At 73.8% G+C, this 24,591-nt stretch carries 22 protein-coding genes; 8 read left to right on the top strand and 14 right to left on the bottom strand.

Features of this window, described 5'->3' with window-relative positions; genetic code table 11:
* Positions 1-34 precede the first annotated feature (34 nt).
* Both AR3_RS17905 and AR3_RS17900 read right to left on the bottom strand, forming a co-directional pair.
* The gene (locus AR3_RS17905; RefSeq protein ID WP_067915371.1) at positions 35-1,441 is read right to left on the bottom strand and encodes a hypothetical protein; all 1,407 of its coding nucleotides are present in this window, start codon (positions 1,439-1,441) and stop codon (positions 35-37) included.
* Positions 1,442-1,479: 38 nt separating this feature from the next.
* Positions 1,480-2,109: a TetR/AcrR family transcriptional regulator gene (locus AR3_RS17900; protein ID WP_067915370.1), complete on the bottom strand. Its 630-nt coding sequence runs from the start codon at positions 2,107-2,109 to the stop codon at positions 1,480-1,482.
* 87 nt (positions 2,110-2,196) lie between these two features.
* On the opposite strand from AR3_RS17900, the gene AR3_RS17895 reads away from it, so the two are divergent.
* From AR3_RS17895 to AR3_RS17875, 5 genes are all read left to right on the top strand, one after another.
* Positions 2,197-3,810 carry a carboxyl transferase domain-containing protein gene (locus tag AR3_RS17895; protein ID WP_067915369.1) on the top strand — a complete coding sequence of 538 codons (1,614 nt, stop codon included), beginning with the start codon at positions 2,197-2,199 and terminating at the stop codon, positions 3,808-3,810.
* A 7-nt stretch (positions 3,811-3,817) separates the two neighbouring features.
* Positions 3,818-5,791, top strand: coding sequence for an acetyl/propionyl/methylcrotonyl-CoA carboxylase subunit alpha (locus tag AR3_RS17890; RefSeq protein ID WP_067915368.1), 1,974 nt, complete (start codon positions 3,818-3,820; stop codon positions 5,789-5,791).
* Positions 5,792-5,793: 2 nt separating this feature from the next.
* Positions 5,794-6,762, top strand: a complete 969-nt coding sequence (locus AR3_RS17885) for a hydroxymethylglutaryl-CoA lyase (RefSeq protein WP_106258955.1) — start codon at positions 5,794-5,796, stop codon at positions 6,760-6,762.
* Complete coding sequence (locus tag AR3_RS17880; protein WP_067915366.1) at positions 6,759-7,910, top strand: acyl-CoA dehydrogenase family protein; 1,152 nt, start codon at positions 6,759-6,761, stop codon at positions 7,908-7,910. The genes AR3_RS17885 and AR3_RS17880 overlap by 4 nt, the downstream gene beginning before the upstream one ends.
* A 686-nt stretch (positions 7,911-8,596) precedes the next feature.
* Complete coding sequence (locus tag AR3_RS17875) at positions 8,597-10,156, top strand: DHA2 family efflux MFS transporter permease subunit (RefSeq protein ID WP_227023265.1); 1,560 nt, start codon at positions 8,597-8,599, stop codon at positions 10,154-10,156.
* A gap of 144 nt (positions 10,157-10,300) precedes the next feature.
* On the opposite strand, the gene AR3_RS17870 is transcribed toward AR3_RS17875, so the two are convergent.
* Complete coding sequence (locus AR3_RS17870) at positions 10,301-11,851, bottom strand: acyl-CoA synthetase (RefSeq protein ID WP_067915365.1); 1,551 nt, start codon at positions 11,849-11,851, stop codon at positions 10,301-10,303.
* 79 nt (positions 11,852-11,930) lie between these two features.
* Entirely contained in the window at positions 11,931-12,161 is a 231-nt protein-coding gene (locus tag AR3_RS17865) for a DUF397 domain-containing protein (RefSeq protein WP_067915364.1), read from the bottom strand.
* Between the two features lie 196 nt (positions 12,162-12,357).
* Here AR3_RS17865 and AR3_RS17860 point away from each other — a divergent pair, with 196 nt between their 5' ends.
* Positions 12,358-12,957, top strand: a complete 600-nt coding sequence (locus AR3_RS17860) for an ATP-binding protein (protein WP_067915363.1) — start codon at positions 12,358-12,360, stop codon at positions 12,955-12,957.
* 687 nt (positions 12,958-13,644) lie between these two features.
* On the opposite strand, the gene AR3_RS17855 is transcribed toward AR3_RS17860, so the two are convergent.
* Both AR3_RS17855 and AR3_RS17850 read right to left on the bottom strand, forming a co-directional pair.
* Positions 13,645-15,042 carry an alpha,alpha-trehalose-phosphate synthase (UDP-forming) gene (locus AR3_RS17855; RefSeq protein WP_174545456.1) on the bottom strand — a complete coding sequence of 466 codons (1,398 nt, stop codon included), beginning with the start codon at positions 15,040-15,042 and terminating at the stop codon, positions 13,645-13,647.
* A 295-nt stretch (positions 15,043-15,337) separates the two neighbouring features.
* Positions 15,338-15,790: a DoxX family protein gene (locus tag AR3_RS17850; protein ID WP_067915361.1), complete on the bottom strand. Its 453-nt coding sequence runs from the start codon at positions 15,788-15,790 to the stop codon at positions 15,338-15,340.
* A gap of 141 nt (positions 15,791-15,931) precedes the next feature.
* Between AR3_RS17850 and AR3_RS17845 the strand changes: the two genes are divergently transcribed.
* Both AR3_RS17845 and AR3_RS17840 read left to right on the top strand, forming a co-directional pair.
* Positions 15,932-16,426: a MarR family winged helix-turn-helix transcriptional regulator gene (locus tag AR3_RS17845; RefSeq protein ID WP_067915360.1), complete on the top strand. Its 495-nt coding sequence runs from the start codon at positions 15,932-15,934 to the stop codon at positions 16,424-16,426.
* Positions 16,427-16,548: 122 nt separating this feature from the next.
* A complete protein-coding gene (locus AR3_RS17840) occupies positions 16,549-16,797 on the top strand; it encodes a hypothetical protein (RefSeq protein ID WP_067915359.1) in 249 nt (82 codons plus the stop codon).
* A 58-nt stretch (positions 16,798-16,855) separates the two neighbouring features.
* Here AR3_RS17840 and AR3_RS17835 read toward each other — a convergent pair whose 3' ends face one another.
* From AR3_RS17835 to AR3_RS17800, 8 genes are all read right to left on the bottom strand, one after another.
* The gene (locus AR3_RS17835; RefSeq protein WP_067915358.1) at positions 16,856-17,377 is read right to left on the bottom strand and encodes a YbaK/EbsC family protein; all 522 of its coding nucleotides are present in this window, start codon (positions 17,375-17,377) and stop codon (positions 16,856-16,858) included.
* Positions 17,378-17,488: 111 nt separating this feature from the next.
* Positions 17,489-17,872 (bottom strand): MFS transporter, encoded by a 384-nt coding sequence (locus AR3_RS17830; RefSeq protein ID WP_067915357.1) that lies wholly within the window; start codon positions 17,870-17,872, stop codon positions 17,489-17,491.
* A 206-nt stretch (positions 17,873-18,078) separates the two neighbouring features.
* Positions 18,079-20,307: an FdhF/YdeP family oxidoreductase gene (locus AR3_RS17825; RefSeq protein WP_067915356.1), complete on the bottom strand. Its 2,229-nt coding sequence runs from the start codon at positions 20,305-20,307 to the stop codon at positions 18,079-18,081.
* A 208-nt stretch (positions 20,308-20,515) separates the two neighbouring features.
* Positions 20,516-21,241, bottom strand: coding sequence for a DedA family protein (locus AR3_RS17820; RefSeq protein ID WP_067915355.1), 726 nt, complete (start codon positions 21,239-21,241; stop codon positions 20,516-20,518).
* Positions 21,242-21,409: 168 nt separating this feature from the next.
* The gene (locus AR3_RS17815; protein ID WP_067915354.1) at positions 21,410-21,655 is read right to left on the bottom strand and encodes a hypothetical protein; all 246 of its coding nucleotides are present in this window, start codon (positions 21,653-21,655) and stop codon (positions 21,410-21,412) included.
* 127 nt (positions 21,656-21,782) lie between these two features.
* A complete protein-coding gene (locus AR3_RS17810) occupies positions 21,783-23,120 on the bottom strand; it encodes a sensor histidine kinase (RefSeq protein ID WP_217998618.1) in 1,338 nt (445 codons plus the stop codon).
* Positions 23,117-23,827 (bottom strand): response regulator transcription factor, encoded by a 711-nt coding sequence (locus tag AR3_RS17805; RefSeq protein WP_067915353.1) that lies wholly within the window; start codon positions 23,825-23,827, stop codon positions 23,117-23,119. Before AR3_RS17805 ends, AR3_RS17810 begins: the two co-directional genes overlap by 4 nt.
* A gap of 73 nt (positions 23,828-23,900) precedes the next feature.
* A partial coding sequence (locus tag AR3_RS17800; RefSeq protein ID WP_067915352.1) for a S1C family serine protease occupies positions 23,901-24,591 on the bottom strand: 691 nt, incomplete at its 5' end.

The raw sequence follows: 24,591 nt of genomic DNA, 5'->3' as shown, positions 1-24,591 counted from the left end.
GCTCTGCGGTAGGGGCCTCACCTCCTCGTCTCGATCAGCCCGCGTGGGGGAGCCGGAATCCGTCCAGGGCGTGCAGCCCGGCCGATTCCGGCTCGGCGGCGGGTCGGGTGCCGGCCGCCGGGCGCCCGGCGGCGGCGCCCGGCAGGGCGGAGCTGGTCAGGGCGTCGATCTGGCGGCGGGCGCGTTCGGCCTCGGCGCGGGCCGCGTCGCGTTCGCCGGTGAGCGCGGTCAGCGCGGCGCGCAGCTCCTCCACGGTCCGCGTCAGCCGCCAGTTCTGCTGCTCGCACTCGTGCAGGCGCGCCTGCATCTGGTCGCGGTCGGCCACGGCCTGCCCGCGCTTGGTCTCGGCCTCGTGCACGGCGGCGCGCAGGTCGTCGGCGGCGCGGCGGGCGGCGGCGGCCTCGATCCGCTGGCCCTCGATGATCGTCTCCGAGTCCGACAGCCGCGAGTGCAGGGTGACCAGTTCGGCGCGGGCCGACTCCAGCGCCGACAGCAGCTCGCCCTCGCGCTCCACGACGCGGTCGCGTTCGCGTTCGGCGGCGAGCTTGGCGGCGACCGCCTGCTCGGCGGCCTCGCGCGCCTCGGCGGCCTCGCGGCGCGCGGCGTCGCGTTCGGCGCGGGCCCGCGCGGCCTCGTCGCGGGCGGCGGCGGCCTCCCGTTCGGCGTTCTCCATCCGCTCGCGGGCGGCCGCGGCCTGGCGCCACGCCGCCTCGGCCTGCCGCTGGGAGGCGTCGCGCTCCTTCTGCGCGACCGCGACGAGGGCGGCGGCCTCGGCCTTGGCGTCGGCGATGCGCCGCTCCACCCCGGCGACGCTCAGCTCGGAGGCCAGCGACCCGGCGAGCCGCCCCACGGCCTCCTCCATCCGTTCGACGATCTCCCACGCCCAGGCGACCTGGCCGGTCAGCCCGGGGGTGTCGCGGCCGCGTTCGCGGCGTGCGCGGGCCTCGGCGGCGCACGCCCCGTCGTTGTCCGTGCAGTACCGCACCGACCAGGTGCCGCGCACCGGCTGCGGGACGGGCCTGCCGCAGTTCGCGCACGGCCACACCTCGACCGGGTCGTCGGCCGCGGCGTTCTTCTCGGGAGCCGCGGGGGCGGCGTTCTTCTCGGGAGCCGCGGGGGCGGCGGGCGGCGCGGACGACGCGGGCGTCCGGTCCGCGCTTTCCGCCTGCGTCCCGCCCGCGGGCGCGGCTTCGCCGCCTGTTTCGGGCGCGGCGCCTGCGGCGGTCCCCGTTTCGCCGCCGGCGGCGGGGTCGGTGCCGCGGTGGCCGCCGGGCTTGCGTCCGGACCAGTCGCGGGCCGCCCGGTCGGCGGCGTCGGCGCCCCGGACGTCCGTCGTGGCCGGCCCCGCGGGGCCGCCGTCCGAGGGCGGCGCCCCGTGCCCCGCCTCACGCCGGCCGACGGCCGAACCGCCGTCGAGCGGCGCCACCTTCTGGTCCGTCATGCCCAGTCGTACGCACGCCCCGCCCGAGGCGTTCAACGTCAGCGGGACGAATTGCGGGACGGCTCGGCGACCTGGCGCAGGGCGGCGGACGCCATCGCGTACAGCAGGTCGCCCATCGCCGCGCGGTCCAGGGCCGCGGCGCTGTAGGGGGTGGAGTTGAGCAGGCCGAAGCAGGCGTGCACGGCGGCGCGCGCCCGGTCCTCGGTGGGCGGGTCCTCGGGGCGCAGGCGGCGCAGCACGCCGACCCACTCCTCCACGTAGGCGCGCTGCAGGCGCCGGATCTCGTGCCGCTGCGGCTCGGGGACGTTGTCCAGCTCGCGCTCGTGGACGGTGATCAGCGCGGGGTTGTCGAGGGCGAACGCGATGTGCCAGCGCAGCAGGGCGTCCAGGGCCCGCCCCGGGTCGGGGTCGGCGGCGCGCCGCGCGCCCTCGGCCCGCAGCCGCTCGCTGATGTCCAGCAGCATCTCCGCCAGCACCGCCTCCTTGCCGCGGAAGTGCCGGTAGAGGGCGGGACCGGTGAGCCCGACGGCCCTGCCGAGGTCGCCGATGGACGCGCCGTGGTAGCCGCGCCGGGCGAACAGCTCGGCGGCCGCGGCCAGGATCTCCGCCCGCCGCGGCGACGCCGCCGCCGCCCGGTCGCCCGCGGGCCGCAGGGGTTGCGAGGTCATGCCGGAAGTCTAGGAGGCTGGACGGCCGATGTTAATGAGTATTAACATCAGGCGTTGTTAACGGTCGTTAACAGACGAGGACGACTGATGGCCGGATCCGTTCTGACCAGCCGCGCCGACCCCGCGGACGCGACCTTCAAGGCCAACGCCGAGCACAACGCGGCGCTGGCCGCCGAGTTGCGCGAGCGCATCGACCGGGCCGGGCGCGGCGGTCCCGAGCGCGCCCGCGAGCGGCACGTGGCGCGCGGCAAGCTGCTGCCGCGCGACCGGGTCGACGCCCTGCTCGACCCCGGGTCGCCGTTCCTGGAGCTGTCGCCGCTGGCCGCCTACGGGATGTACGACGACGAGGCCCCCGGCGCCGGGATCATCACCGGGGTCGGGCGGATCGCCGGGCGCGAGTGCGTGGTCGTCGCCAACGACGCCACCGTCAAGGGCGGCACCTACTACCCGATGACGGTCAAGAAGCACCTGCGGGCGCAGGAGGTGGCGCTGCACAACCGGCTGCCCTGCGTCTACCTGGTCGACTCGGGCGGCGCGTTCCTGCCCCGCCAGGACGAGGTGTTCCCCGACCGCGAGCACTTCGGCCGGATCTTCTACAACCAGGCCACCATGTCGGCGCGGGGCATCCCGCAGATCGCCGCCGTGCTCGGCTCGTGCACCGCGGGCGGCGCGTACGTCCCGGCGATGAGCGACGAGGCGGTGATCGTCCGCGGCCAGGGCACGATCTTCCTGGGCGGCCCGCCGCTGGTGAAGGCCGCGACCGGCGAGGTCGTCACCGCCGAGGAGCTCGGCGGCGGGGAGCTGCACGCCCGCACCTCCGGCGTCACCGACCACCTCGCCGAGGACGACGCGCACGCGCTGGCGATCGTCCGCGACATCGTCGCCACGCTCGGGCCGCGCGAGCCGCGCCCCTGGGACGTGACCGAGCCCGAGCCGCCCGCCGTCGACCCGGGCGAGCTGTACGGCGTGGTGCCGCCGGACCCCCGCACCCCCTACGACGTGCGCGAGGTGATCGCGCGGATCGTGGACGGCAGCCGCTTCCAGGAGTTCAAGAAGGAGTACGGCACCACGCTGGTGACCGGCTTCGCGCGGATCCACGGCCACCCGGTGGGCATCGTCGCCAACAACGGCATCCTGTTCGGCGAGTCGGCGCTCAAGGGCGCCCACTTCATCCAGCTGTGCGACCGCCGCTCGGTGCCGCTGGTGTTCCTGCAGAACATCACCGGGTTCATGGTGGGCCGCCAGTACGAGGCGGGCGGCATCGCCAAGCACGGCGCCAAGATGGTCACCGCCGTGGCGTGCGCCCGCGTCCCCAAGTTCACCGTGGTGATCGGCGGATCGTTCGGCGCGGGCAACTACGCGATGTGCGGCCGGGCGTACTCCCCCCGCTTCCTGTGGATGTGGCCGAACGCGCGGATCTCCGTGATGGGCGGCGAGCAGGCCGCGAGCGTGCTGGCCACCGTCCGCCGCGACCAGCTGGAGGCCCGCGGCGAGCAGTGGCCGGCCGAGGCGGAGGAGGAGTTCAAGGCGCCGATCCGCGAGCAGTACGAAAGGCAGGGCAACCCGTACTACTCCACGGCGCGGCTGTGGGACGACGGCGTGATCGACCCGCTGGACACCCGGCGGGTGCTGGCGCTCGCGCTGTCCGCGGCGGCCGGCGCGCCGCTGGACCCCGTCGGCTACGGCGTATTCCGGATGTGAGGCCGTGATGTTCGAAAGCGTCCTTGTGGCCAACCGCGGCGAGATCGCGGTCCGCGTGTTCCGCACGCTGCGGCGGCTGGGCGTCCGCTCGGTCGCCGTGTACACCGACGCCGACGCGGGAGCCGGCCCCGGGCGGAGCGCCGCGCCGCACGTCCGGGAGGCGGACGAGGCCGTGCGCGTCCCGTCGTACCTGGACGCGGAGGCGGTCGTGGCGGCCGCGCTCGCGTCCGGCGCCCAGGCCGTCCACCCCGGATACGGCTTCCTGGCCGAGAACGCCGCGTTCGCCGAGGCCTGCGCCGCCGCCGGGCTGGTGTTCGTCGGCCCGCCCGCCGCGGCGATCGAGACGATGGGCGACAAGATCCGCGCCAAGTGCGCCGTCGCGGCCGCCGGGGTCCCGGTGGTGCCGGGCCGCGACGAGCCGGGCCTGTCGGACGAGGAGCTCGCGCGGGCCGCGCTGGACGTCGGCCTGCCCGTGCTGCTCAAGCCGTCCGCGGGCGGCGGCGGCAAGGGCATGCGGCTCGTCCGGGACGCCGCCGACCTCCCCGACGCGATCGCCGCCGCCCGCCGCGAGGCCCGCTCCGCGTTCGGCGACGACACCCTCCTGGTGGAGCGCTTCGTCGAGAACCCGCGGCACATCGAGATCCAGGTGTTCGCCGACGCCCACGGCAACGCCGTCCACCTCGGCGAGCGCGAGTGCAGCCTGCAGCGCCGCCACCAGAAGATCGTCGAGGAGGCGCCGTCCCCGCTGCTGGACGCCGCGACCCGCGCGCGGATGGGCGCCGCCGCCGTCGCGGCGGCGCAGGCCGTCGGCTACACCGGCGCCGGGACGGTCGAGTACATCGTGTCGGCCGACCGCCCCGACGAGTTCTTCTTCATGGAGATGAACACCCGGCTGCAGGTCGAGCACCCCGTCACCGAACTGGTCACCGGCCTCGACCTGGTGGAGCTCCAGTTGCGCGTCGCCGCCGGGGAGCCGCTCCCCTTCACCCAGGACGAGGTGGCCCTGAACGGCCACGCCGTCGAGGCCCGCGTCTACGCCGAGGACCCGGCGCGCGGCTTCCTGCCCACCGGCGGCCGGGTGCTGCTGCTGGAGGAGCCGTCCGACACCCGCGTCGACTCGGGCCTGGACGAGGGGACCGAGGTCGGCGGCGCGTACGACCCGATGGTCGCCAAGGTGATCGCCTGGGGCCCCGACCGCGCCGCCGCCCTGCGCCGCCTCGACCGCGCCCTCGCCTCGTACACGCTGCTCGGCGTCACCACCAACGTGGCGTTCCTGCGGGCCCTGCTCGCCGACCCGGACGTGGCCGCGGGCCGTCTCGACACGGGCCTGGTCGACCGCCGCCTGGCCGACCTCACGGGAGACGGCTCCGTCCCCGACGAGGTCCTCGCCGCCGCGGCGCTGGAGCGCATGCTCGCCCTGGAGCCGGAGGACGACACCGATCCGTGGGCCATCCCGGACGGCTGGCGGCCCGGCGCCCCCGCCTGGACGCCGTGGATCATCACCCCGTCCGGCGGCGACCCCGTCGAGGTGCGCGTCCAGGGCCGCGCCCATGACGCCCTCGTCTCGATCGGCGGCGCCGAGCCCGTCCAGGCGTCCCTGGCCCGCCGGGACCGGACGCTCCTGCTCGCCTACGGGGGCCGCACGCTGACGTACCGGCACGCCCGCGTCGGCGACACGCTGTGGCTCGGCCGCGACGGACACGCCTGGGCGCTGACCGAGCACGTGCGCACCGAGACCGCGGAAGGCGCGGCCGCGGCCGGCGACGGCGTCGTCCGCAGCCCCATGCCCGGCACCGTGCTGGCGGTCAAGGCCGGCGAGGGCGACCGGGTCGACGCGGGGCAGCCGCTGGTGGTGGTGGAGGCCATGAAGATGGAGCACACCGTGACCGCGCCGATCGCGGGCACGGTGACGAGCCTGCCGGTCCGCGCGGGCGCCCAGGTCGCCCTCGACGCGGTGCTGGCCGTCATCGAGGAGGGATGACGATGCGCGTGCCGCTCGCCGGCCTGCCCGAGCGGGTCACGATCTACGAGGTCGGACCGCGCGACGGGCTGCAGAACGAGAAGACGATCGTCCCCCCGGACGTCAAGGCCGAGTTCGTCATGCGGCTCGCCGACGCCGGACTGCGCACGATCGAGACGACCAGCTTCGTCCACCCCAAGTGGGTGCCGCAGCTGGCCGACGCCGAGGAGGTGCTGGCCGCGCTGCCGCGCCGCCCCGGGGTGCGGCACCCGGTCCTGGTGCCCAACGAGCGCGGTCTGGAACGGGCGCTGCGCAACGGCGTCACCGAGATCGCGATCTTCGGCAGCGCCACCGAGACGTTCGCCCGCCGCAACCTCAACCGCACCGTCGACGAGTCCATCGCGATGTTCGCGCCCGTCGTCGAGCGCGCCCGGGCCGAGGGCCTGTGGGTGCGGGCCTACGTCTCCATGGTGTGCGGCGACCCGTGGGAGGGCGACGTGCCGATCGAGCAGGTGGTGTCCGTCGCGCGCCGCCTGATGGACCTCGGCTGCTCGCAGCTCAGCCTCGGCGACACCATCGGCGTCGGCACGCCCGGCCAGGTCACCGCGCTGATCGAGGCGCTGGCCGCGGCCGGCATCGGCCCCGACCGGATCGCCGTCCACTTCCACGACACCTACGGCCAGGCCCTGGCCAACACCCTGGCCGCCCTGCGCGCCGGGGTCACCACCGTGGACGCCTCCGCCGGCGGCATCGGCGGCTGCCCGTACGCCGAGAGCGCCACCGGAAACCTGGCCACCGAGGACCTCGTCTGGATGCTGCACGGACTGGGCATCGACACCGGCGTCGACCTGGAGGCACTCGTCGCCACCAGCCGCTGGATGGCCGAGCGCCTCGGCCGGCCCAGTCCCTCCCGTGTCGTCCAGGCCCTGTCACCGCGAGCGCCGCGCGCCGAAGCGCCGGCGGCGCGAGAAAGCAACGAGGAGCACAGATGATCGACTTCACGCTCACCGACGAGCAGGAGGAGCTGCGCCGCACCGTCGAGCGGTTCGCGCGCGAGTCCGTCGCACCGGTGATCGGCGACCTGTACGAGCGGGGGGAGTTCCCGTACGAGATCGTCGCCGCGATGGGCAAGATGGGGCTGTTCGGCCTGCCCTTCCCCGAGGAGTACGGCGGCATGGGCGGCGACTACTTCGCCCTCTGCCTCGCCCTCGAGGAGCTGGCCCGCGTCGATTCGTCGGTGGCCATCACCTTGGAGGCCGCCGTGTCCCTGGGCGCCATGCCCATCTACCGCTTCGGCTCCGAGGACCAGAAGCGGCGGTGGCTCCCGGCGCTGGCCTCGGGCGAGAAGCTCGCGGCGTTCGGGCTGACCGAGCCGGGCGGCGGCTCCGACGTCCCCGGCGGCATGCGCACCACCGCCCGCCTCGACGGCGACCACTGGGTGATCAACGGGTCGAAGTCGTTCATCACCAACGCCGGCACCGACATCACCGCGTTCGTCACCGTCACCGCGCTGACCGGCGAGAACGAGATCTCCACCATCATCGTCCCGAACGGGACGCCCGGGTTCGCCGTGGGCCGCAAGTACTCCAAGGTGGGCTGGTCGGCGTCCGACACCCGCGAGCTGGCGTTCTCCGACGTCCGGGTGCCCGCCGAGAACCTGGTCGGGGAGCGCGGCCGCGGCTACGCCCAGTTCCTGCGGATCCTGGACGAGGGCCGCATCGCCATCGCCGCGCTGTCGGTCGGCCTGGCCCAGGGCTGCGTGGACGAGTGCCTGCGCTACGTCCGCGAACGCACCGCGTTCGGCCGCGAGATCGGCCGCTACCAGGCCATCCAGTTCAAGATCGCCGACATGGAGGCGCGCGCCCACACCGCCCGCCTGGCCTACTACGCCGCCGCGGCCAAGATGCTGGCGGGCGAGCCGTTCAAGAAGGAGGCGTCCATCGCCAAGCTGGTCGCCTCCAACGCCGCCATGGACAACGCCCGCGACGCCACCCAGATCTTCGGCGGCTACGGCTTCATGAACGAGTACGCCGTGGGCCGCTTCTACCGCGACGCCAAGATCCTGGAGGTCGGCGAGGGCACGTCGGAGGTCCAGCGCATGCTCATCGCCCGTTCCCTGGGCCTGCCGCCCGCCGCCTGACGCGCCGGCGCCCTCGGCTCCGCGGCCCGGTGGCCGTGGCTCATGCGGCCCTTGCGGGCGCCGGTACGGCGCCGAGGGCATCTTCACCGCCTCCGCCTGCCGCTCGCGCAGAGGATCGCGACCGCAGGCGGCATCAAGGCGGGCCTCCAGCGACCGCGCGGTGGCGCCTGTCCCACGCACGCCGGTCAGCGCGCGGGCAGCGCAGGCGCGCTGCTCTCCGCGGCCACTTGGGCATGCTGCGATCCGCAGCGCCCAGGCACGCGTACAGCCTCTCTGGCGGCAAGGCAGTGACCAGCTAGGGACGGCCTACGCGTACAGCGCACCCCGCCTCCTCCACGCTCGCCAGTCAGCGGACGGGTGGCGCAGGCACGGTGTGAGGGCGTGGCCGCCGCAGCCGCGTCGGTGTACGGACGCAGGGCGGGAGACAGCGGACGGTCCCGGGTGTCCGCTGAGCTTGAGGTGGATGTCGCCAATGTCACATCAGACTGCACCGTAGGGGGAGCGAGGGGGCGCAGCTAGCGGATCCGACGTGCACGGAATGTCACACCCCCTTGGAATACTCCCGGACAGGCGCGGGTTTAATGGTTCGCGAAACTGTCAGTCCCTGCAGTATTTTGCTCCGGCGTTCCCACCCCGCGTGCTCTGTCGTGCCCGCATGCCCGGGCCCAGATGATTGGAATACCGTCTTGTCCGCTTCTGCGTCATCGCTGAAAGAGACCGGTCCGCCGGACCCGCCGTCCGGTGAGGGCCTCGATCGCGGCGTCCTCGCGGTGGCCATGGTCGTCGTCCTCGGCGCGGTCATGTCCATCCTGGACGTGACCGTCGTCAACGTCGCCCTCAAGCACCTGTCCGAGGACTTCGACGCTCCCCTGGAGACCATCCAGTGGGTGGCGACCGGCTACACGCTCGCGCTGGCCACGGTGATCCCGGTGACAGGGTGGGCCTCGGCGCGGTTCGGCACCAAGCGCCTGTACATGCTGTCGATCGCGCTGTTCGTCATCGGCTCGGCGCTGGCCGGCACGGCCTGGAACGCCGAGTCGCTGATCCTCTTCCGGGTCCTGCAGGGCCTGGGCGGCGGCATGATCATGCCCGCCGGGATGACGATCCTCACCCAGGCGGCCGGCCCGCAGCGGGTCGGCCAGGTGATGAGCATCGTCGGGATCCCGATGCTGCTCGGCCCGATCACCGGCCCCATCCTCGGCGGCTGGCTGGTCGACGACGTGTCCTGGCGCTGGATCTTCTACATCAACGTGCCGATCGGCGTTGTGTCGCTGGTGCTGGCCGCCCGCATCCTCAAGCGGGACGAGCCGCAGCCCGCCGAGCGGCTGGACTTCCTCGGGCTGCTGCTGCTGTCGCCGGGCCTGGCCGCGTTGATCTACGGCCTGGCCACCGGGGCGGAGAAGTCCGACTTCGGCCGCACCGACGTGCTGATCCCGACCGTCGTCGGCGCGGTGCTCTCGATCGCGTTCGTCCTCCACGCGCTGAGCCGCCGCAACGCCAACCCCCTCATCGACCTGCGGCTGTTCAAGCGCCGGTCGGTGGCCGCCGCGTCCGGGACCATGGTGCTGTTCGCCTGCGCCTTCTTCGGCGCCATGCTGATCCTGCCGCTGTACTACCAGACGGTGCGCCAGGAGACCGCGTTCGCGGCGGGCCTGCTGCTCGCCCCGCAGGGCTTCGGCGCCATGGTGACGATGCCGATCGGCGGCAAGCTGACCGACCGGGTGGGCCCGGGACGGGTCGTCCTGATCGGCCTCGCCGTGGTGGTGCTCGGCGTGGCGGGCTTCGCGTCGCAGCTGACCGTCGACGCGTCCTACTGGGCGCTCGGGGCCGCGCTGTTCGTCATGGGGCTCGGCATGGGCATGACGATGATGCCGACCATGTCGGCCGCCATGCAGTCGCTCACGCACGACGAGGTGCCGCGGGCCAGCACCGCGCTGAACATCATCCAGCAGGTGGCGGGCTCGATCGGCACCGCGTTCATCGCGGTCCTGCTGGCCTCCGAGCTGGAGAAGCGGGGGCTGAGCAGCGGCGGCGCCGCCCAGACGCCCGCCCCGGCGCAGATCCCGCCGGAGGCGCTGGCGAAGATCTTCGAGCGGATGGCCGACGCGTTCCAGACCACCTACTGGTGGTCGCTGGCGCTGCTGACGCTGGCCTTCCTGCCCGCGCTGGTGCTGCCGCGTCGCAAGCCGGCCCCCGTCGACGCCGCGGAGGGCACGCGCGTCGACGCCCCGATGCCGATGCACTGAGCACTCCACAGGGCCGAACGCCCCGCCCCGGCGTCCGCGGGAGTCCGGGCCGGGGCGTTCGCCTTTCTCAGGGCCTCTCGGCGCCGCACACCGCGCACACAGCCGGCCGCCCCCTCTTGCCGGAGCCGGGCCTCGGTCTCCTGATCAGGTCTGCGGTTCCGGGCGGTGGTCCTTCCAGTACTCGTCCTTGAGCAGGCGCTTGTAGAGCTTGCCCGTGGGGTGGCGGGGCAGCTCGGGGCGGAAGTCGACCGAGCGCGGGCACTTGTAGTGGGCCAGGCGGTCGCGGCAGTAGGCGATCAGCTCGGCCTCCAGGTCGGGCCCGGCGTCGTCCATGGACACCGGCTGCACGACGGCCTTCACCGCCTCGCCCATCTCCGCGTCGGGGACGCCGATGACCGCGACGTCGGCGACCTTCGGGTGGACGGCCAGGACGTTCTCGGCCTCCTGGGGGTAGATGTTCACCCCGCCGCTGATGATCACATAGGAGCGGCGGTCGGTCAGGTAGAGGAAGCCGTCCTCGTCCACGTAGCCGACGTCGCCGAGAGTCGTCCAGCCGCGTCCCTTCGGGTCGCGGGACGCGGCGGTCTTCTCGGGGTCCCCGTGGTACTCGAACTCGGGCCCCTTGTCGAAGTAGAGCGTCCCGGGCGTGCCGGGCGGCACCTCGTCGCCGTTCTCATCGCACACGTGGACCTCGCCCAAGAGGGGCTTGCCCACCGTCCCCTTGTGGGCGAGCCAGTCCCGCGGGCTCGCGTAGACGAAGCAGTTGCCCTCCGTCCCGGCGTAGTACTCGTGCAGGATGGGGCCCCACCACTCCATCATCTGCTCCTTGACCGGGACGGGGCAGGGCGCGGCGGCGTGCACGGCGCAGCGCAGCGTGGACAGGTCGTAGCGGGCGCGCACCTCGGGCGGCAGCTTGAGCATGCGGATGAAGTGGGTGGGCACCCACTGGCTGTGCGTCACCCCGTACCTCTCGATGGCCGCGAGCGCGCCTTCGGGGTCGAATTTCTCCATCACCACCACGGTGGCGCCGAACCGCTGGAAGGTGAGGCTGTAGCGCAGCGGCGCGGCGTGGTAGAGCGGCGCCGGGGACAGGTACACCGAGTCGGCGTCGGGCTGGAACAGCAGCGAGATCAGCTGATAGAGGGGCCCGGGCGTCCCCATCGGATCCAGCCGCAGCCGCGGTTTGACGCCCTTGGGACGGCCGGTGGTGCCCGACGAGTAGAGCATGTCGGCGCCCTCGCACTCGTCGGGGATCGGGGTCGGCGGGTGGGCCGCCACCCGCTCCTCGTAGGACTCGAAGCCGGGCGCGACGCCGTCCAGCATCAGCCGCAGGCGGACGCCCGGCGTGCGCTCGGTGACCGCCGCGGCGGTGCCGGCGAGCGCCCGCGAGGAGACGAACGCCTTCGCCCCGCAGTTGTCGACGATGTAGGCCAGCTCGTCGGCCTGCAGGCGCGAACTGACGGCGGTGTAGTAGAGCCCGGAACGCTGCGCCGCCCAGGCCACGGCCAGGAACAGCGGGTGGTTCTCGAGCATGAAGGCGACGTGGTCGCCGGGGCGCAGCCCCTCGGCGCGGAGGAGCTGCGCGAGCCGGTTCGACTCCTCGTCGAGTTCCCGGAACGTCACGACCCGCCCGGAGCCCGCCATGATGACGGCGGGCCTGCCGGGGGTCCGCTCGGCGATCTGGCCAGGGTGCATGCATCCGCACGCTACCCGGCGCGACGCCGAGATGGAACGGGATTCGGTTTACGGCCGTCCCGACGGAACCCGGGGCGCCTCAGACCAGCATGTGGTCGAAGTCGCCGTCCTTGGCCCCGCCGACGAACGCCTCGACCTCCTCCCGCGTGTAGACGAGGATCGGTCCGTCCGGATACCGGGAGTTCCGCACCGCGATCTCCCCGGTGGGGAGTTCGGCCAACTCGACGCAGTTGCCGCTCGGGTTGCTGCGGCGGCTCTTCTGCCAGACGAGTCCGTCCGGCGAGAGGTCGGACAGCTCATCGCCGTACATGCGTGCCCCCTTGTCAGGCCGTCTCGCCTCCCGGGCGGGAGGCTGTGATCTCGCCCCACCCCTATGTGCATGGTACGAGATGCACGTGCATTCGTTCTTGCATTGGTTCATGCAGACGGTCTTGCATCTGCACGACATGGGGAGCAAGATAGCGAACGCCGCGCACTGCACACCCGCTCGCCACTGGGGTCTGACAATGATCGTTGACCAGGCAGACGACGTCGCCGCTCCGCCCGCGCACGGGGACAGGCGGACCTGGCGGCCCGCGGCCGCCGAGCGCGCGCCGTGGCCGGACGGCGGCCCGGCGTCGGCGGTCCCGCCGGCCGCGCCGGGGCTGGCCGGCTACTGGCCGACGCCGCCCTCGGGCCGTTCGCGCACCGCGCGCCGGGTGCTGCCCGCCGAGCCCACGTCCGCCAAGGCGGCGCGCGACTTCACGTTGGCCACGCTGCGGGAATGGGGGATGGCCGACGTCGCCCCCGACGTGCTGACCGCCGTGTCGGAGCTGGTCACCAACGCCCTGCGGCACGGGCTGGCGGGTCTGCTGCGCCCCGCTCCGCCGTGTCCCATCCAGCTGGTCCTGCTGGGGCACCCCCGGCGCCTGGTCGTGGCCGTCACCGACCCGGGAACGCAGCCCCCCGAGCCGGTCGCGCCCGACCCGGAGCGTTTCAGCGAGGCGGGCCGCGGCCTGGTCGTGGTGGGCGCGGTCAGCGACGCGTGGGGCTGGGCGCCGCTGTCCACCGGCGGCAAGGCCGTGTGGGCGGCCTTCGAGCTGCGCTCCGCCTCCGCCCGACGCTGACCCGAGGTCCGAGCCGCCCCGGCTTTCGGCATCCCGCACGCGCATCCCGACCGCACGACGTTCCAAGCGGACGCCCTCCCCGCCTGGGACGCCCGGCCCCAGTGGCGGAACGCGCGCCATCACGCGGCTTCTGAGGCGCACCGCACGAGCGATCTGCCGTCATACCCGGCCTGCCCAGCGGACGGTCCCGCCGGTCGCGGGCCGGTGCGCAGCCCCCGACGCTGACACCGCCGCCTGACTGAGCCGATGTGAAAATCCCCCGGTTCGACGGTCTCGTGGGAGCCGGGGTCCGACCCGCACCGCACGTCGGCTGCGGCGTCGCACGTCGCGTCGCGATGACGCTGTTCGACGTCAGAAGGGCGGAGGAACCCGGCGGGCGCGAGGGCCACACGCGCCCCTCGGCCCCACCTGCATGAATGCGGGCGCCTTCGCTCCGCGACCGAGGGGTCATGTCATCGGCCGCGGGCGCCGCGAGCCAGGGTGCGGCGTCAGGCGGCGGCGTCAGGTGGCGGCTCTCGCCCTGCCCTCGCCGGCGTTCTCGGTCTCCGTGTCGGCGGGCTCGGGGGACGAGGGGCGCGTCGGCGCGGCCCGGTGAATCGGATGGGATGAATCAGCCATTCCGGCTGACCGAATCAGGTGACCGGGAGGGGCGGATTGTGGTGCCGCAAAGGAGGCGGCGAGATCGCCTCAGCCGACGCGCTGGGGCTGTTCCAGGGCGCTGAGGAAGTCGTGCGCCCACCGGTCCACGTCGTGTTCGAGGACCCGCTTGCGCATCGCCCGCATCCGCCGCGCCTGCTCGGCCGGGTCCGCGTTCATCGCCGCCAGCATGGTGCTCTTGAGGCCGTCGATGTCGTACGGGTTCACCTGGAAGGCCCGCTTGAGCTCGGCGGCGGCGCCGGCGAACTCGCTGAGCACGAGCGCGCCGCGCAGGTCGTCCCGGCAGGCCACGTACTCCTTGGCGACCAGGTTCATGCCGTCCCGCAGCGGGGTGACCACCATGACGTCCGCGGCCAGGTAGAGGGCGGCCAGCTCGGCGCGGTCGTAGGAGGTGTGCAGGTAGTGCACGACGGGGAAGCCCAGCTCCCCGTAGTCGCCGTTGATGCGGCCGACCTGCTGCTCGATCTGGTCGCGCAGCAGCTGGTACTGCTCGACCCGCTCCCGGCTCGGCGTGGCGATCTGCACGAACACCGCCTGGCCCGGCTTGAGGTGGCCGTCCTCGAACAGCTCGCCGAACGCCTGGAGCCGCTGCGCGATGCCCTTGGTGTAGTCGAGCCGGTCCACGCCCAGCAGGATGGTCGGGGCGCCGAGGTCGGCGCGGATCTCCTCGGCCCGCTCCCGCACCGTGGGCTGGGCGATGAGCGACTTCAGCTCCCCCACGTCCACCGAGATCGGGAAGGACCGCGCCCGCACCACGCGCTCCTCCCAGAGCACGTCCTGCCGGAAGTGCCGGGCGTCCAGCAGGCGGCGGCACAGCCGCACGAAGTTGGCGGCGGCGCCGGGCAGCTGGAACCCGACCAGGTCCGCGCCCAGCAGGCCCTCGAGGATCTGGCGCCGCCACGGCAGCTGCCAGAACAGCTCCAGCGGCGGGAACGGGATGTGCAGGAAGAACCCGATCCGCAGGTCGGGGCGGCGGCGCCGCAGCATCGCCGGGACCAGCTGCAGCTGGTAGTCCTGCACCCACACCACCGCGCGCTCGGCCGCCACCTCGGCGGCCGCGTCGGCGAAGCGCTCGTTGACGCGCACGTAGGCGTCCCACATCTCCCGCGAGTACACCGGCGGGGCCACCACGTCGTGGTAGAGGGGCCACAGCGTGGCGTTGGAGAAGCCCTCGTAGTACAGCTCGACGTCCTGCGCGGTCTGCATGACCGGCCACAGGGACATGCCGTCGTCCTCGAACGGCTCCAGCTCCTCGTCGGGCGCGCCCGCCCACCCGATCCACGTGCCGTGACGACGGCGCATCACCGGGGCGATGGCGCTGACCAGCCCGCCCGGGCTGCGCCGCCAGGACGCCGTCCCGTCCTCACCGACCACCCGGTCCACCGGAAGCCGATTGGCCACCACCACGAACTCACTACCGTGCGACACCAATGACCCGCCTTCCCATGGGACCCTTGACGATCAGATGCCCAGAAACGGGCATCTGGAACTTCTCGTCATTCTGCCCTGATCTATATGACATCGGGATGACAGAGCCGTGGAAAGAATCAGTCGGGACATGTCGGTACAGATCATGGCATGGCCGAACATGACGGACGTCATCCCCCGGCGCGGGCGCGGACGGCCCGGACGCGCCCTCGGGTCCACACGAGGCCGGCGCCGACGCGGCCGCCCTCGGCCGGCATAGCCGCAGGTGGGCGGCCCGCAGGAGACCCCTTCGACGTCAGGTGCGGGCCGGGCCGCGCCCCGAGGCTCTCCGGCGGCCGAGGAGCGCGGCGTCGACGCCGAAGCGCCCGCCGCCGGTCAGGGCGAGCAGCAGGCTGGTGGCGCCGAGGGCGAGCACGAGCTCGAAGCCGCCCTCGCTGACGAACAGGCCCTTGTCCATGTGCGCGAACCAGAACGCGCCCGCCATGTCGAACGCCAGCAGCGCGCCCGCGACCGGGACCAGCAGGCCGATGACCAGGGCGATGCCGCCGAGCAGCTCCACCCAGGTGGCGAACAGGGCGGCCGCCGACGGGAGCGGCACGCCGAGGCCGTCGAACATCGCGGCGACGCCCGCGTGCCCGGTCTCGGCGAGCTTCCGCCAGCCGTGCGCAATGAAGATCACGCCGATCGCCAGGCGGCCGATCAGCAGGCCGACGTCGTGCAGGGGGCCGAGGAGACGAGCGGGGTCCATGGCGTCCTCCCGCGAGGTGAAGGCCGCCCGCGGCGCGGACGGGGCGGCGCCGGCGGCCGGCGCACGCGGCGGCGCGATTTTTTCAGATTCCGACAAATTTCGCAGGCGGTGATTCAAATTTGAACAAATTAGGATGGCGATGTGACCGGCACCTCACCCCTGTCCCCCCGGGAGCTGCGTGCCTGGCTGGGCTTCCTGACCGCCTCCCATCTACTGGAGCATGAGATGGAACGCCGGCTCAAGCGGGACGGAGGGCTGTCGCATCCGGAGTTCGAGGTGCTGCTCAAGCTGGCGCAGGCGGAGGGGCGCCGGATGCGCATGTCCGACCTGGCGCGCGAGGCGATGCTGTCCAAGAGTCGGCTCACCTACCAGGTGACGCGGCTCGAACGGGACGGCCTGGTGCGGCGCCGGGCGTGCGACTCCGACCGCCGCGCCGTGTGGGCGGAGCTCACCGACGAGGGCGCCGCCAGGCTGGCGCGGGTCCGCCCCGGGCATCGGGCGGTGGTGCGCGACCTGCTCATCGACGCGTTGACGGAGGAGGAGCTGGAGGTGCTGGGCGCGGCGCTGGACCGCGTGTCCGACCGGCTGCGCGAACGGGTCCGGCGCCGCGACCGCGCCCGGCGGTCGGAGCGGTAGGCCGGCGCGACTTCGGCGGCGTCGTCCGGTCCGCCCCGCTGCGCGTGGCGCGCCCGTCGTGCGCGCGAGGCGGCCGACGCGGTGCGCGCGGCCGCGGCGCACGGCCTCCCGCTGGCGCCGCGTTGCGGGCATTCGGCGAGGTCCTCGCCGGGACGGCGGTCGGCGATCTGGGCCTCAGCGGCGTCGTGCTCGTCAAGGCCCTGACGGTCGGCCCCGTCCCGATGCTGCGCTCCCCCGCCGACCCGGTGCTGTTCGGCCTGCTGCGCACGGCCTCCCCGGGCTGCCGGTCGGTCGCGGAGATGACGGCCGCCGACCGCCGCCTGTACGCGCGGGCGGCCGCGGTCGGCGGCACCCGCTATCCGACCTCCTGACGGCGTCGGCACGGCCGTCGCCGCGGCGCCTTCGGGGCGCGTCGCGGCGCGGCGGAGGTCACGCCTGGGCCAGGGCGATGACCTCGGCGCCGGGCAGCGCGGCCAGGGCCTTGCCGGGCACCAGCAGCTTGGACCCGCGGACGCCGCTGCCGACGACGGCCTGCGGGAGCACGGCGGCGGCCTCGTCCACCAGCACCGGCCAGCCCTCGGGCAGGCCGAACGGCGTGATGCCGCCGTACTCCATGCCGGTGAGGGAGGTCGCCTCGTCCATGGGCGCGAAGGACGCCTTGCGCGCGCCCAGATGCCGGCGCACCACGCCGTTGATGTCGGCGCGGTCGGTGGCCCGCACCATGCAGGCGGCGTAGCGGACCTCGCCGCCGCGCTTGGCGGCGACGATCACGCAGTTGGCGCTGGCCTCCAGCGGCACGTCGTAGTGGGCGCAGAACTCGGCGGTGTCGGCCAGGGCCGGGTCGATCGGCGCGACGTACGCGTCCGGCACGTCGCGCACCGCCGCGGCGACCGGTGCGGCCAGCAGGTCGGGCCGGTCGGACGCGGGCGTCCAGTCGAGGCTTCCCAGCATCGTCGTCTCCCCCTGTGTCGTTCCGCGTCCCCACAATGCCATGCCCGACGAAGCCCTGCCCGACGAAGCCCTGCCCGACGAAGCCCTGCCCGACGATGCCCTGCCCGACGGTCAGTCCGCCGTGGCGGGCTCCGCGGCGGTGCCGGCGCTGCGGCCCGGGGCGCGCGTGACGCGGGGCAGCACCATCGCGGCCAGCGCCATGACGCCGACCGTGGTGAACGCGGTGGTGTAATCGTCGCCGCTGATCAGCCGGGCGACCAGCAGCGGGCCGATCACCCCGCCGGCGCTCCACGCCACGATCATCAGCCCGTAGACGGCGCCCGCGTGCCGCAGGCCGAAGAAGTCCCCGGCGGTCGCGGGCATGGCGCCGAAGCCGCCGCCGTAGCACAGGTAGATCACCGCGGACAGCACGGCGAACAGCGCCGCGGCGGACGCGTGCGGCAGGATCAGGAAGCACACGCCCTGCAGGCCGAGCATGGCGAGGAACGCCGTCATCCGGCCGGTGTGGGGTGGACAGCCAGCCCCACAGGACGCGGCCGCCGCCGTTGAACAGCCCCATCACGCCGGTGAGCGTGGACGCCGCCGGCCGCGGGTCGGGTCGCCGGAGGCGGCGGCGGGCGGACGCGGCGGGGTCGTGGGGGGCGTCATCGAAGAGCTCCTTTCACGCGATGACCCCTGTCAGCCCCCGATGAACGTGACGGTCACGCAGACAGACGTCTCACGGTGACCGTGGTGCTCTTGTAGTTGGGGATCCCGGCCTGCGGGGAGCGCTTGGCCTGGTCGTACAGCACCTCGCCCTCCGGCCAGTGCACCTGGAGGTTGCCCGGGGCGATCGGGGCGCGCAGCACCCGACCCCGCAGTTCCCCGAAGTCGCTGGTCAGGACGATCGGGTCGCCGTCGGCGAACCCTTCGCGGTCGGCGTCGCCGGGGTTCATCAGCACGGCCTCGCGGAGGGCGCCGTTCAGCGCGTCGCGGCGTTCGTGCACCATGCTGTTGAACTGCTTGCCGCGCCGGGTGGCCACGACGTACGCGCCGTCCGGACGCGTCACCGGCGGCGGCGCCACCGCGCTGAACCGCGCCTTGCCGTCCGGGGTCGGGAACGTCCACCCCGCGCACAGGTGCGGGCCGCCGTACTGGAACTGGTCGCCGTACTCCTTCAGGTGCTGGATGCCGTCGTAGGCCGGGACGGCGCGGGCGATCTCGTCGCGGATCTGCGACGTGCCCTCGTACCGCACCCTGTCCGCGATCTCGGGCCGCGCCCGCGCCGCCAGCTCGGTGAAGATGCGCCACTCGGGCCAGGCCTCCTCGACGCGGGGGCCCGGCACCTCGGGGCTGAAGATGACGCGCCGTTCGGTGGACGTCTCGGTGACGCCGCCGGCCATCTCGTACCGGGTCTGCGCCGGGAGGATCAGAACGGTCTCGGCCGGTTCGACGAGCATCTGGCTCGACAGGCAGATGTCGATGTGCACGCGCGTGCGCACCCGCTCCAGCGCGGCCCGCGTGTAGTCGGGGTCGGGCAGCACCTCCAGGAAGTTGCCGCCGGAGCTGACCAGCACGTCCAGCTCCCCCTCGTGGGCCGCGTCGATCATCTCGGGGGCGGTGCGGCCGCGCGTCGCGGGCACCTCGAACCCCCACAGCCGCGTGAAGTGCGGGGCGTCGGTGAGCGGCCGTCCGCCGGGCAGGACGGTGGAGTACGCGCCCATCTCCGCGCCGCCCTGCACGCCGGAGTGGCCGCGGATCGGCATCAGGCCGCAGCCCTCGCGTCCCACGAACCCCTTGGCCAGGGCCAGGTTGATGATCGCGCGGACGTTGTCCTCGCCGAACTCGTGCTGGGTGACGCCCATGCTCCACACCAGCACGGCCGTGCGCGCCTCGCCGAGCATGCGGGCCAGGCCGAGCATCTCGTCGCGGTCGGCGCCGCAGCCCTTCTCCAGCTCCTCCCAGGCGAGCCGGTCGAGCAGCGCGCGGACGTCGTCGAATCCGGTGGTGTGCTCGGCGATGAACTTCTCGTCCACCCATCCGCGCTCCACCATGTGCTTGAGCACGCCGTTCAGGAACGCCAGGTCGCCGCCGCCGTCGATCCGGAAGAACCGGTCGGCGATCTTGGTGCCGAACAGCGCGCTCTCCAGGTTGGACGGCACCCAGTACCGGTCCATGCCGGGCTCGCGGTAGGGGTTGACCACCGCGACCTTCGTCCCGGTCTTCTTGGCGTGGTACAGGTACTTCATCGCGACCGGCTGGTTGTTGGCCACGTTCGACCCGATGAACACGATCAGGTCGCTGCCGATCCAGTCGCGGTAGGAGCAGGTGGTGGCGGCCACGCCGAGGGCGTCCTTGAGCGCGACCGTGCTCGGCGAGTGGCAGATGCGGGCGGCGTTGTCGATCGAGTTGGACCCGAGGGCGCGCACCGCCTTCTGCGCGGCGAAGTAGTTCTCGTTGGGCTCGCCGCGGCTGGTCATGTAGACCCCGAACCGGTCCGGCGCCGCCTCGCGGAGCGCGTCCGCCGCCAGGTCGAGGGCCTCGTCCCACCCGATGCGCCGGAACCCGGGCTCGCCGCGCCGCCGCACCAGCGGGCAGGGGATGCGCCCGAGGTCGCGCAGCTCGGCGCCGCTCCGGCGGGCGAGGGCCGCGGCGTCGGCCGCCGCGGACGGGTCGAAGGCGGGCATGGTGTTGAGCCGCAGCAGCCGCAGCCGCACGTTGCACAGGTGGATCTCGTCGATCGTCCAGTCGCGCAGGCCCTTGGTGCCGAGCGCGCAGCCGTCGCAGGTGCCCGTCTTGAGGATCCGCCACGCGTAGCCGAGCCGGTCGCGGTTCTCCTTCACCGCCCGCCAGATCTCGGCGTAGTTGTTCGGCCGGCCCTCCCCGATGCCGAACGGCTTCAGACTCGCCCAGTTCTTCGGATCGATCCGCTTCTCCCGTCTGGCTGCCATCCGCGCCTCGCGTTCGGTCGATCGCTCGTCCCCGGGACACCCTCACCGTGACACGGATCACGATCGCCTGCAATCCCGCGGCCCGGCATCGGCCTGTCGCGCGGCGCCGTGTTCGCACGGCGTCCGCCGGCATCGGCGGCGCGGGCGGGACGGCCCGGACGCAACAAGGCCGCGACGGCATCGCCGCCGCGGCCGTATCGCCCCTTCGTCAGCCGACGTGCTCGCTCTGGGAGGAACGGTGGTGCGCGCCCTCCGGCGGCCGGCCGTCGCCGCCGCGTCCTTTGACGATGCGGACGATGATGAAGGCGACCACCGCCACCGCGGCGAGCCCGACGACGACCTTGGAGTAGGCGCCGACGTACTGCTCCACCAGGTGCCAGTTGTCGCCGAGCTGGTATCCGGCGAGGATGAACACGGTGTTCCAGATGGCGCTTCCCGCCGTGGTGTAGAGCAGGAACGACGTCATCGGCATGCGCTCCACCCCGGCGGGGACGGAGATGAAGCTGCGGAACAGCGGGATCATCCGGCCGAAGAACACCGCCTTGCCGCCGTGCCGCGCGAACCACGCCTCGGTGCGGTCCAGGTCCTCCAGCTTGACCAGCGGCATCCGGTCGACCAGGCGGCGGATGCGGTCGCGGCCGATCAGGGCGCCGATCCAGTACAGCGCCAGCGCGCCGACCACCGCGCCGACGGTCGTCCACACCAGCGCGGCGATCAGGTTCATGTCGCCGCGCGCGCAGGTGAACCCCGCCAGCGGGAGGATCACCTCGCTGGGCAGCGGGGGGAAGAGGTTCTCCAGGGCGATGGCCGCGCCCGCGCCGACGGCGCCGAGGCGCTCCATCAGGTCGGTGGCCCAGCCCGCGATGCCGCCGGTCGGCTCGGCGGCGCCGTCCGCCTGGGCTCCGGCGAGCACCAAGTGCGTGATTGCGATCATGTCCCAAAGGCTACGGATGGCGAAGCATGCCCCGCCATGGAATCGACCACCCGGTCCAGGTGAGGTGCGCCGAACCCTGGCGTTTACCGAAAACCGCAGCATACCCGCGCACATGCGGACGACGCCGTGGCCGGGAGGACAGCATCCGGTTCAGGGCAGGGGCGGCGTTCAGGACGGGGCGGCGAAGCCGCCGCCGCCGGACGCCAGGTGCGCGCCGCGTTCCCGCTCGGTGTCGAACGTCAGCACGGTCGCCATGACCGGGGCGCCGAGCGGCTGGTCCTCACGGACGATCACCACGTGGCACAGGCCGCCGCGTTCGGCCAGGTAGACGATGCGGCCGTCGCCGCGCCCGTAGATCCGGACGCCGTGGAAGCGGGCGACGACGTCGTCGAACGGGACGATCTCCTTCCGCATCGACGCCTCCCCCTCACGCCGCTTCCCGGCCTCTGGAGGGCGTGCCCGTCGAAGCGAGGCGCACGCACCCGGGGCACCGCCATTCCCCCACCCCCGGGTTGCGGGCTTGTGTCAGGAGGATGAAGGCTCATCGAACGGGGCGCCGCGGGACCGCGTCGTCGGACGCCAGCGGATCGGTTTCGGGCGGCGTCGCGGCGGACGCGGGCCCGTCCCTCCCGGACACGGGGAACCACAGCACGAACGTGCTGCCGACGTCGGGGGCGGAGAAGAGCCGCACGTGGCCGTTGTGCGCCTCCGCGATGCTGCGGACGATCGCCAGGCCCAGGCCGGTGCGGCGGTCCCGGCCGCGGGAGCGGCGGCTCTCGGCGCCGCGCCAGAACCGGTCGAACACCCGCTCCTGGTCCTCGGCGCGGATGCCGGGCCCGAGGTCGCGGACCGCGACCCACTGCCAGCCGTCCGTCCGGTCGGCGGCGACGGTGATGCGCGACCCGGCGGGCGCCAGCCGCACCGCGTTGGACAGCAGGTTGCCCACGGCGCGGCGCAGCGCGTCGTGGTCGCCGATCATCGTCAGTCCGCGCCGCAGCCGCCGCTCGACGACGATGCCGCGCGCGGCGGCCAGCGCGTCGTACTCCTCGGCCGCCTCGCGCGCGGCCAGGCCCAGGTCCACGTCGGCGTCGTCGCAGGCGGGCGCCGAGCGGCGCGCGGTGGCCAGCAGGTCCTCCACGAGGCGGGTCATGCGGGCGGTGGCGCGGTCCACCACCTGCACGGCGCGGCGCCGGTCGGCGGCGTCGGCGTCGGCGTCGCTGAGCACGGTGTCCAGGTTGGCCCGGATGACCGCGAGCGGGCTGCGCAGCTCGTGCGAGGCGTCGTCGATCAGCTGGCGCTGCGCGCGGAACGCCGCGTCCAGCCGGTCGAGCATGGAGTCGATGGTGTCGGCGAGGTAGCGCAGCTCGTCGCGCGGCCCGGACAGGCGGATGCGCCGCGACAGGTCGGTGGCCTGGATCTCCTCGGCGGCGCGGGCGATCGCGCCGACGGGCTGGAGCGCCCGCCCCGACAGCACCCAGCCGATGCCCAGGCTGGCGACGAACAGCCCGCCCAGCATCAGCAGCGAGTAGTGCTTGAGCGTCTGCTGCGTCTCGTAGTTGACGGCCTGCTCGACCTGCTGCACCTTGACGACCTCGACCTGGCCGAGGCGCTGCTGGGTGCCGTCCGGCATCTGGACGACCTTCTCGGCCTGGAACGTCTTGGTGATCGGCTGGGCGTCGGTGCTGCGCGCCACGGCCCAGTAGACCCCGCCGAGCACCACCGCGGTGAGCGCGAACAGCAGGGTCGAGTACAGGACGGTCAGGCGGAACCGGATCGACTGCATCGGCCCGGGCAGCCGCCGCCATCCGAGGCGCAGGCCGCGCGCCGGCGGGCCGTCCAGGCGTTCGGCGCGCTCGGCGCCGTCCCCCGGGGCGGTCACGGCGTCCTCGCCGCGGGGGCGGTCTCGCGCAGGCGGTACCCGTGCCGCACGACGGTCTCGATGAGCTGCTCCTCGCCGGGCTCGGCGAGCTTGCGCCGCAGCGTGCCGACGGTGACGCGGACGGTGTTGGTGAACGGGTCGGCGTTCTCGTCCCAGACGTGCTCCAGCAGCTCCTCGGCCGACACCACCTGGCCGGGGCGGCTCATCAGGTACCGCAGGACGGCGAACTCCTTGGGGGTCAGCCGCAGGCGGCGCCCGCCGCGGAACGCCTCCCGCCGTCCGGTGTCCAGCCGCAGCTCGCCGACCGTCCACACCGCGGACCCGCCGCCGGAGTCGCGGCGCAGCAGGGCCCGGACGCGGGCCAGCAGCTCCGCGAACGCGAACGGCTTGACCAGGTAGTCGTCGGCGCCCTCGTCCAGCCCGCGCACCCGGTCGGCGAGGCGGTCGCGCGCGGTGAGCATGAGGATGCGCAGGTCCGCGCCGCTCTCCCCGTCCAGCTCGCCGGCCCGGACGCGGCGGCACAGGTCGAACCCGTCGCCGTCGGGCAGGTTGAGGTCCAGGATCATCAGGTCGTAGGCGGCCGCGTACAGCTTGCGCGTGGCCGTCTCGACGTCGTGGGCCGCGTCCACCGCGTAGTCGGCGCGGACCAGCCCGTATCTCAGCGCCTCGACGAGGTCCTCCTCGTCCTCGACCACCAGCACCCGCATCCGATGCGCCCTTTCCCTGTCCGGCGGGACCGGGCGCGGACCCGGTCCCGTCCCTCTCGACGGTACGCGCGCGTCAGCGGATGAGCCGCCGCGCGCCGTCGACCGCGCGGTCGGCGGGGATCGCGAAGCCGATGCCGCCGACCTGCCCCCGCGCGATCGCCGTGTTCACCCCGACGACCTCCCCGCGCGCGTTGACCAGCGGTCCGCCGGAGTTGCCCGGGTTGATCGACGCGTCGGTCTGCAGCGCGCTGCGCCGCGCGCCGCCGCCCAGGCTGACCTCGCGGCTCAGCGCGCTGACGATGCCGCCGGTGACGGTGCCGTGCAGGCCCAGCGGCGAGCCGAGCGCCAGCACCGGGTCGCCGACCCGCACGTCCGCCGAGCGGCCGAACGCCAGCGGCGGCGGGCTCTCCCCGGCCGGGATCGCCAGGACGGCCAGGTCGTCGCCGGGGTCGGCGCCCACCACCCGGGCCGGCAGGCGGCGCCGGTCGGCGAGCACCACGGTGACCTCCCCGGCGCCCTCGACGACGTGCGCGTTGGTCAGGATGTGGCCGCCGCGGTCGATCACGAACCCGGATCCGGTGCCGCGCGAGCGCGCCGACCGCGTCTCCACCGACACCACGCTCGGCTGCACCCGGGCCGCCACGTCGCTCAGGTCCGCGGGCCCGGCGTCGACCGGCCCGGCCGTGGACTGCGCGACGGGCGCGGCGGCGGCGCGGTCCCCGGCCAGCCGTCCGGCGGCGGCGCCGGCCGCTCCCCCGGCCAGC

Origin of the sequence: Actinomadura rubrobrunea NBRC 15275, from assembly GCF_001552235.1 — a bacterium.
GTDB classification, from domain to species: domain Bacteria; phylum Actinomycetota; class Actinomycetes; order Streptosporangiales; family Streptosporangiaceae; genus Spirillospora; species Spirillospora viridilutea.
The sequence above is the reverse complement of the archived record's forward strand: the minus strand, read 5'-3'. Positions and strand labels throughout refer to the sequence as shown.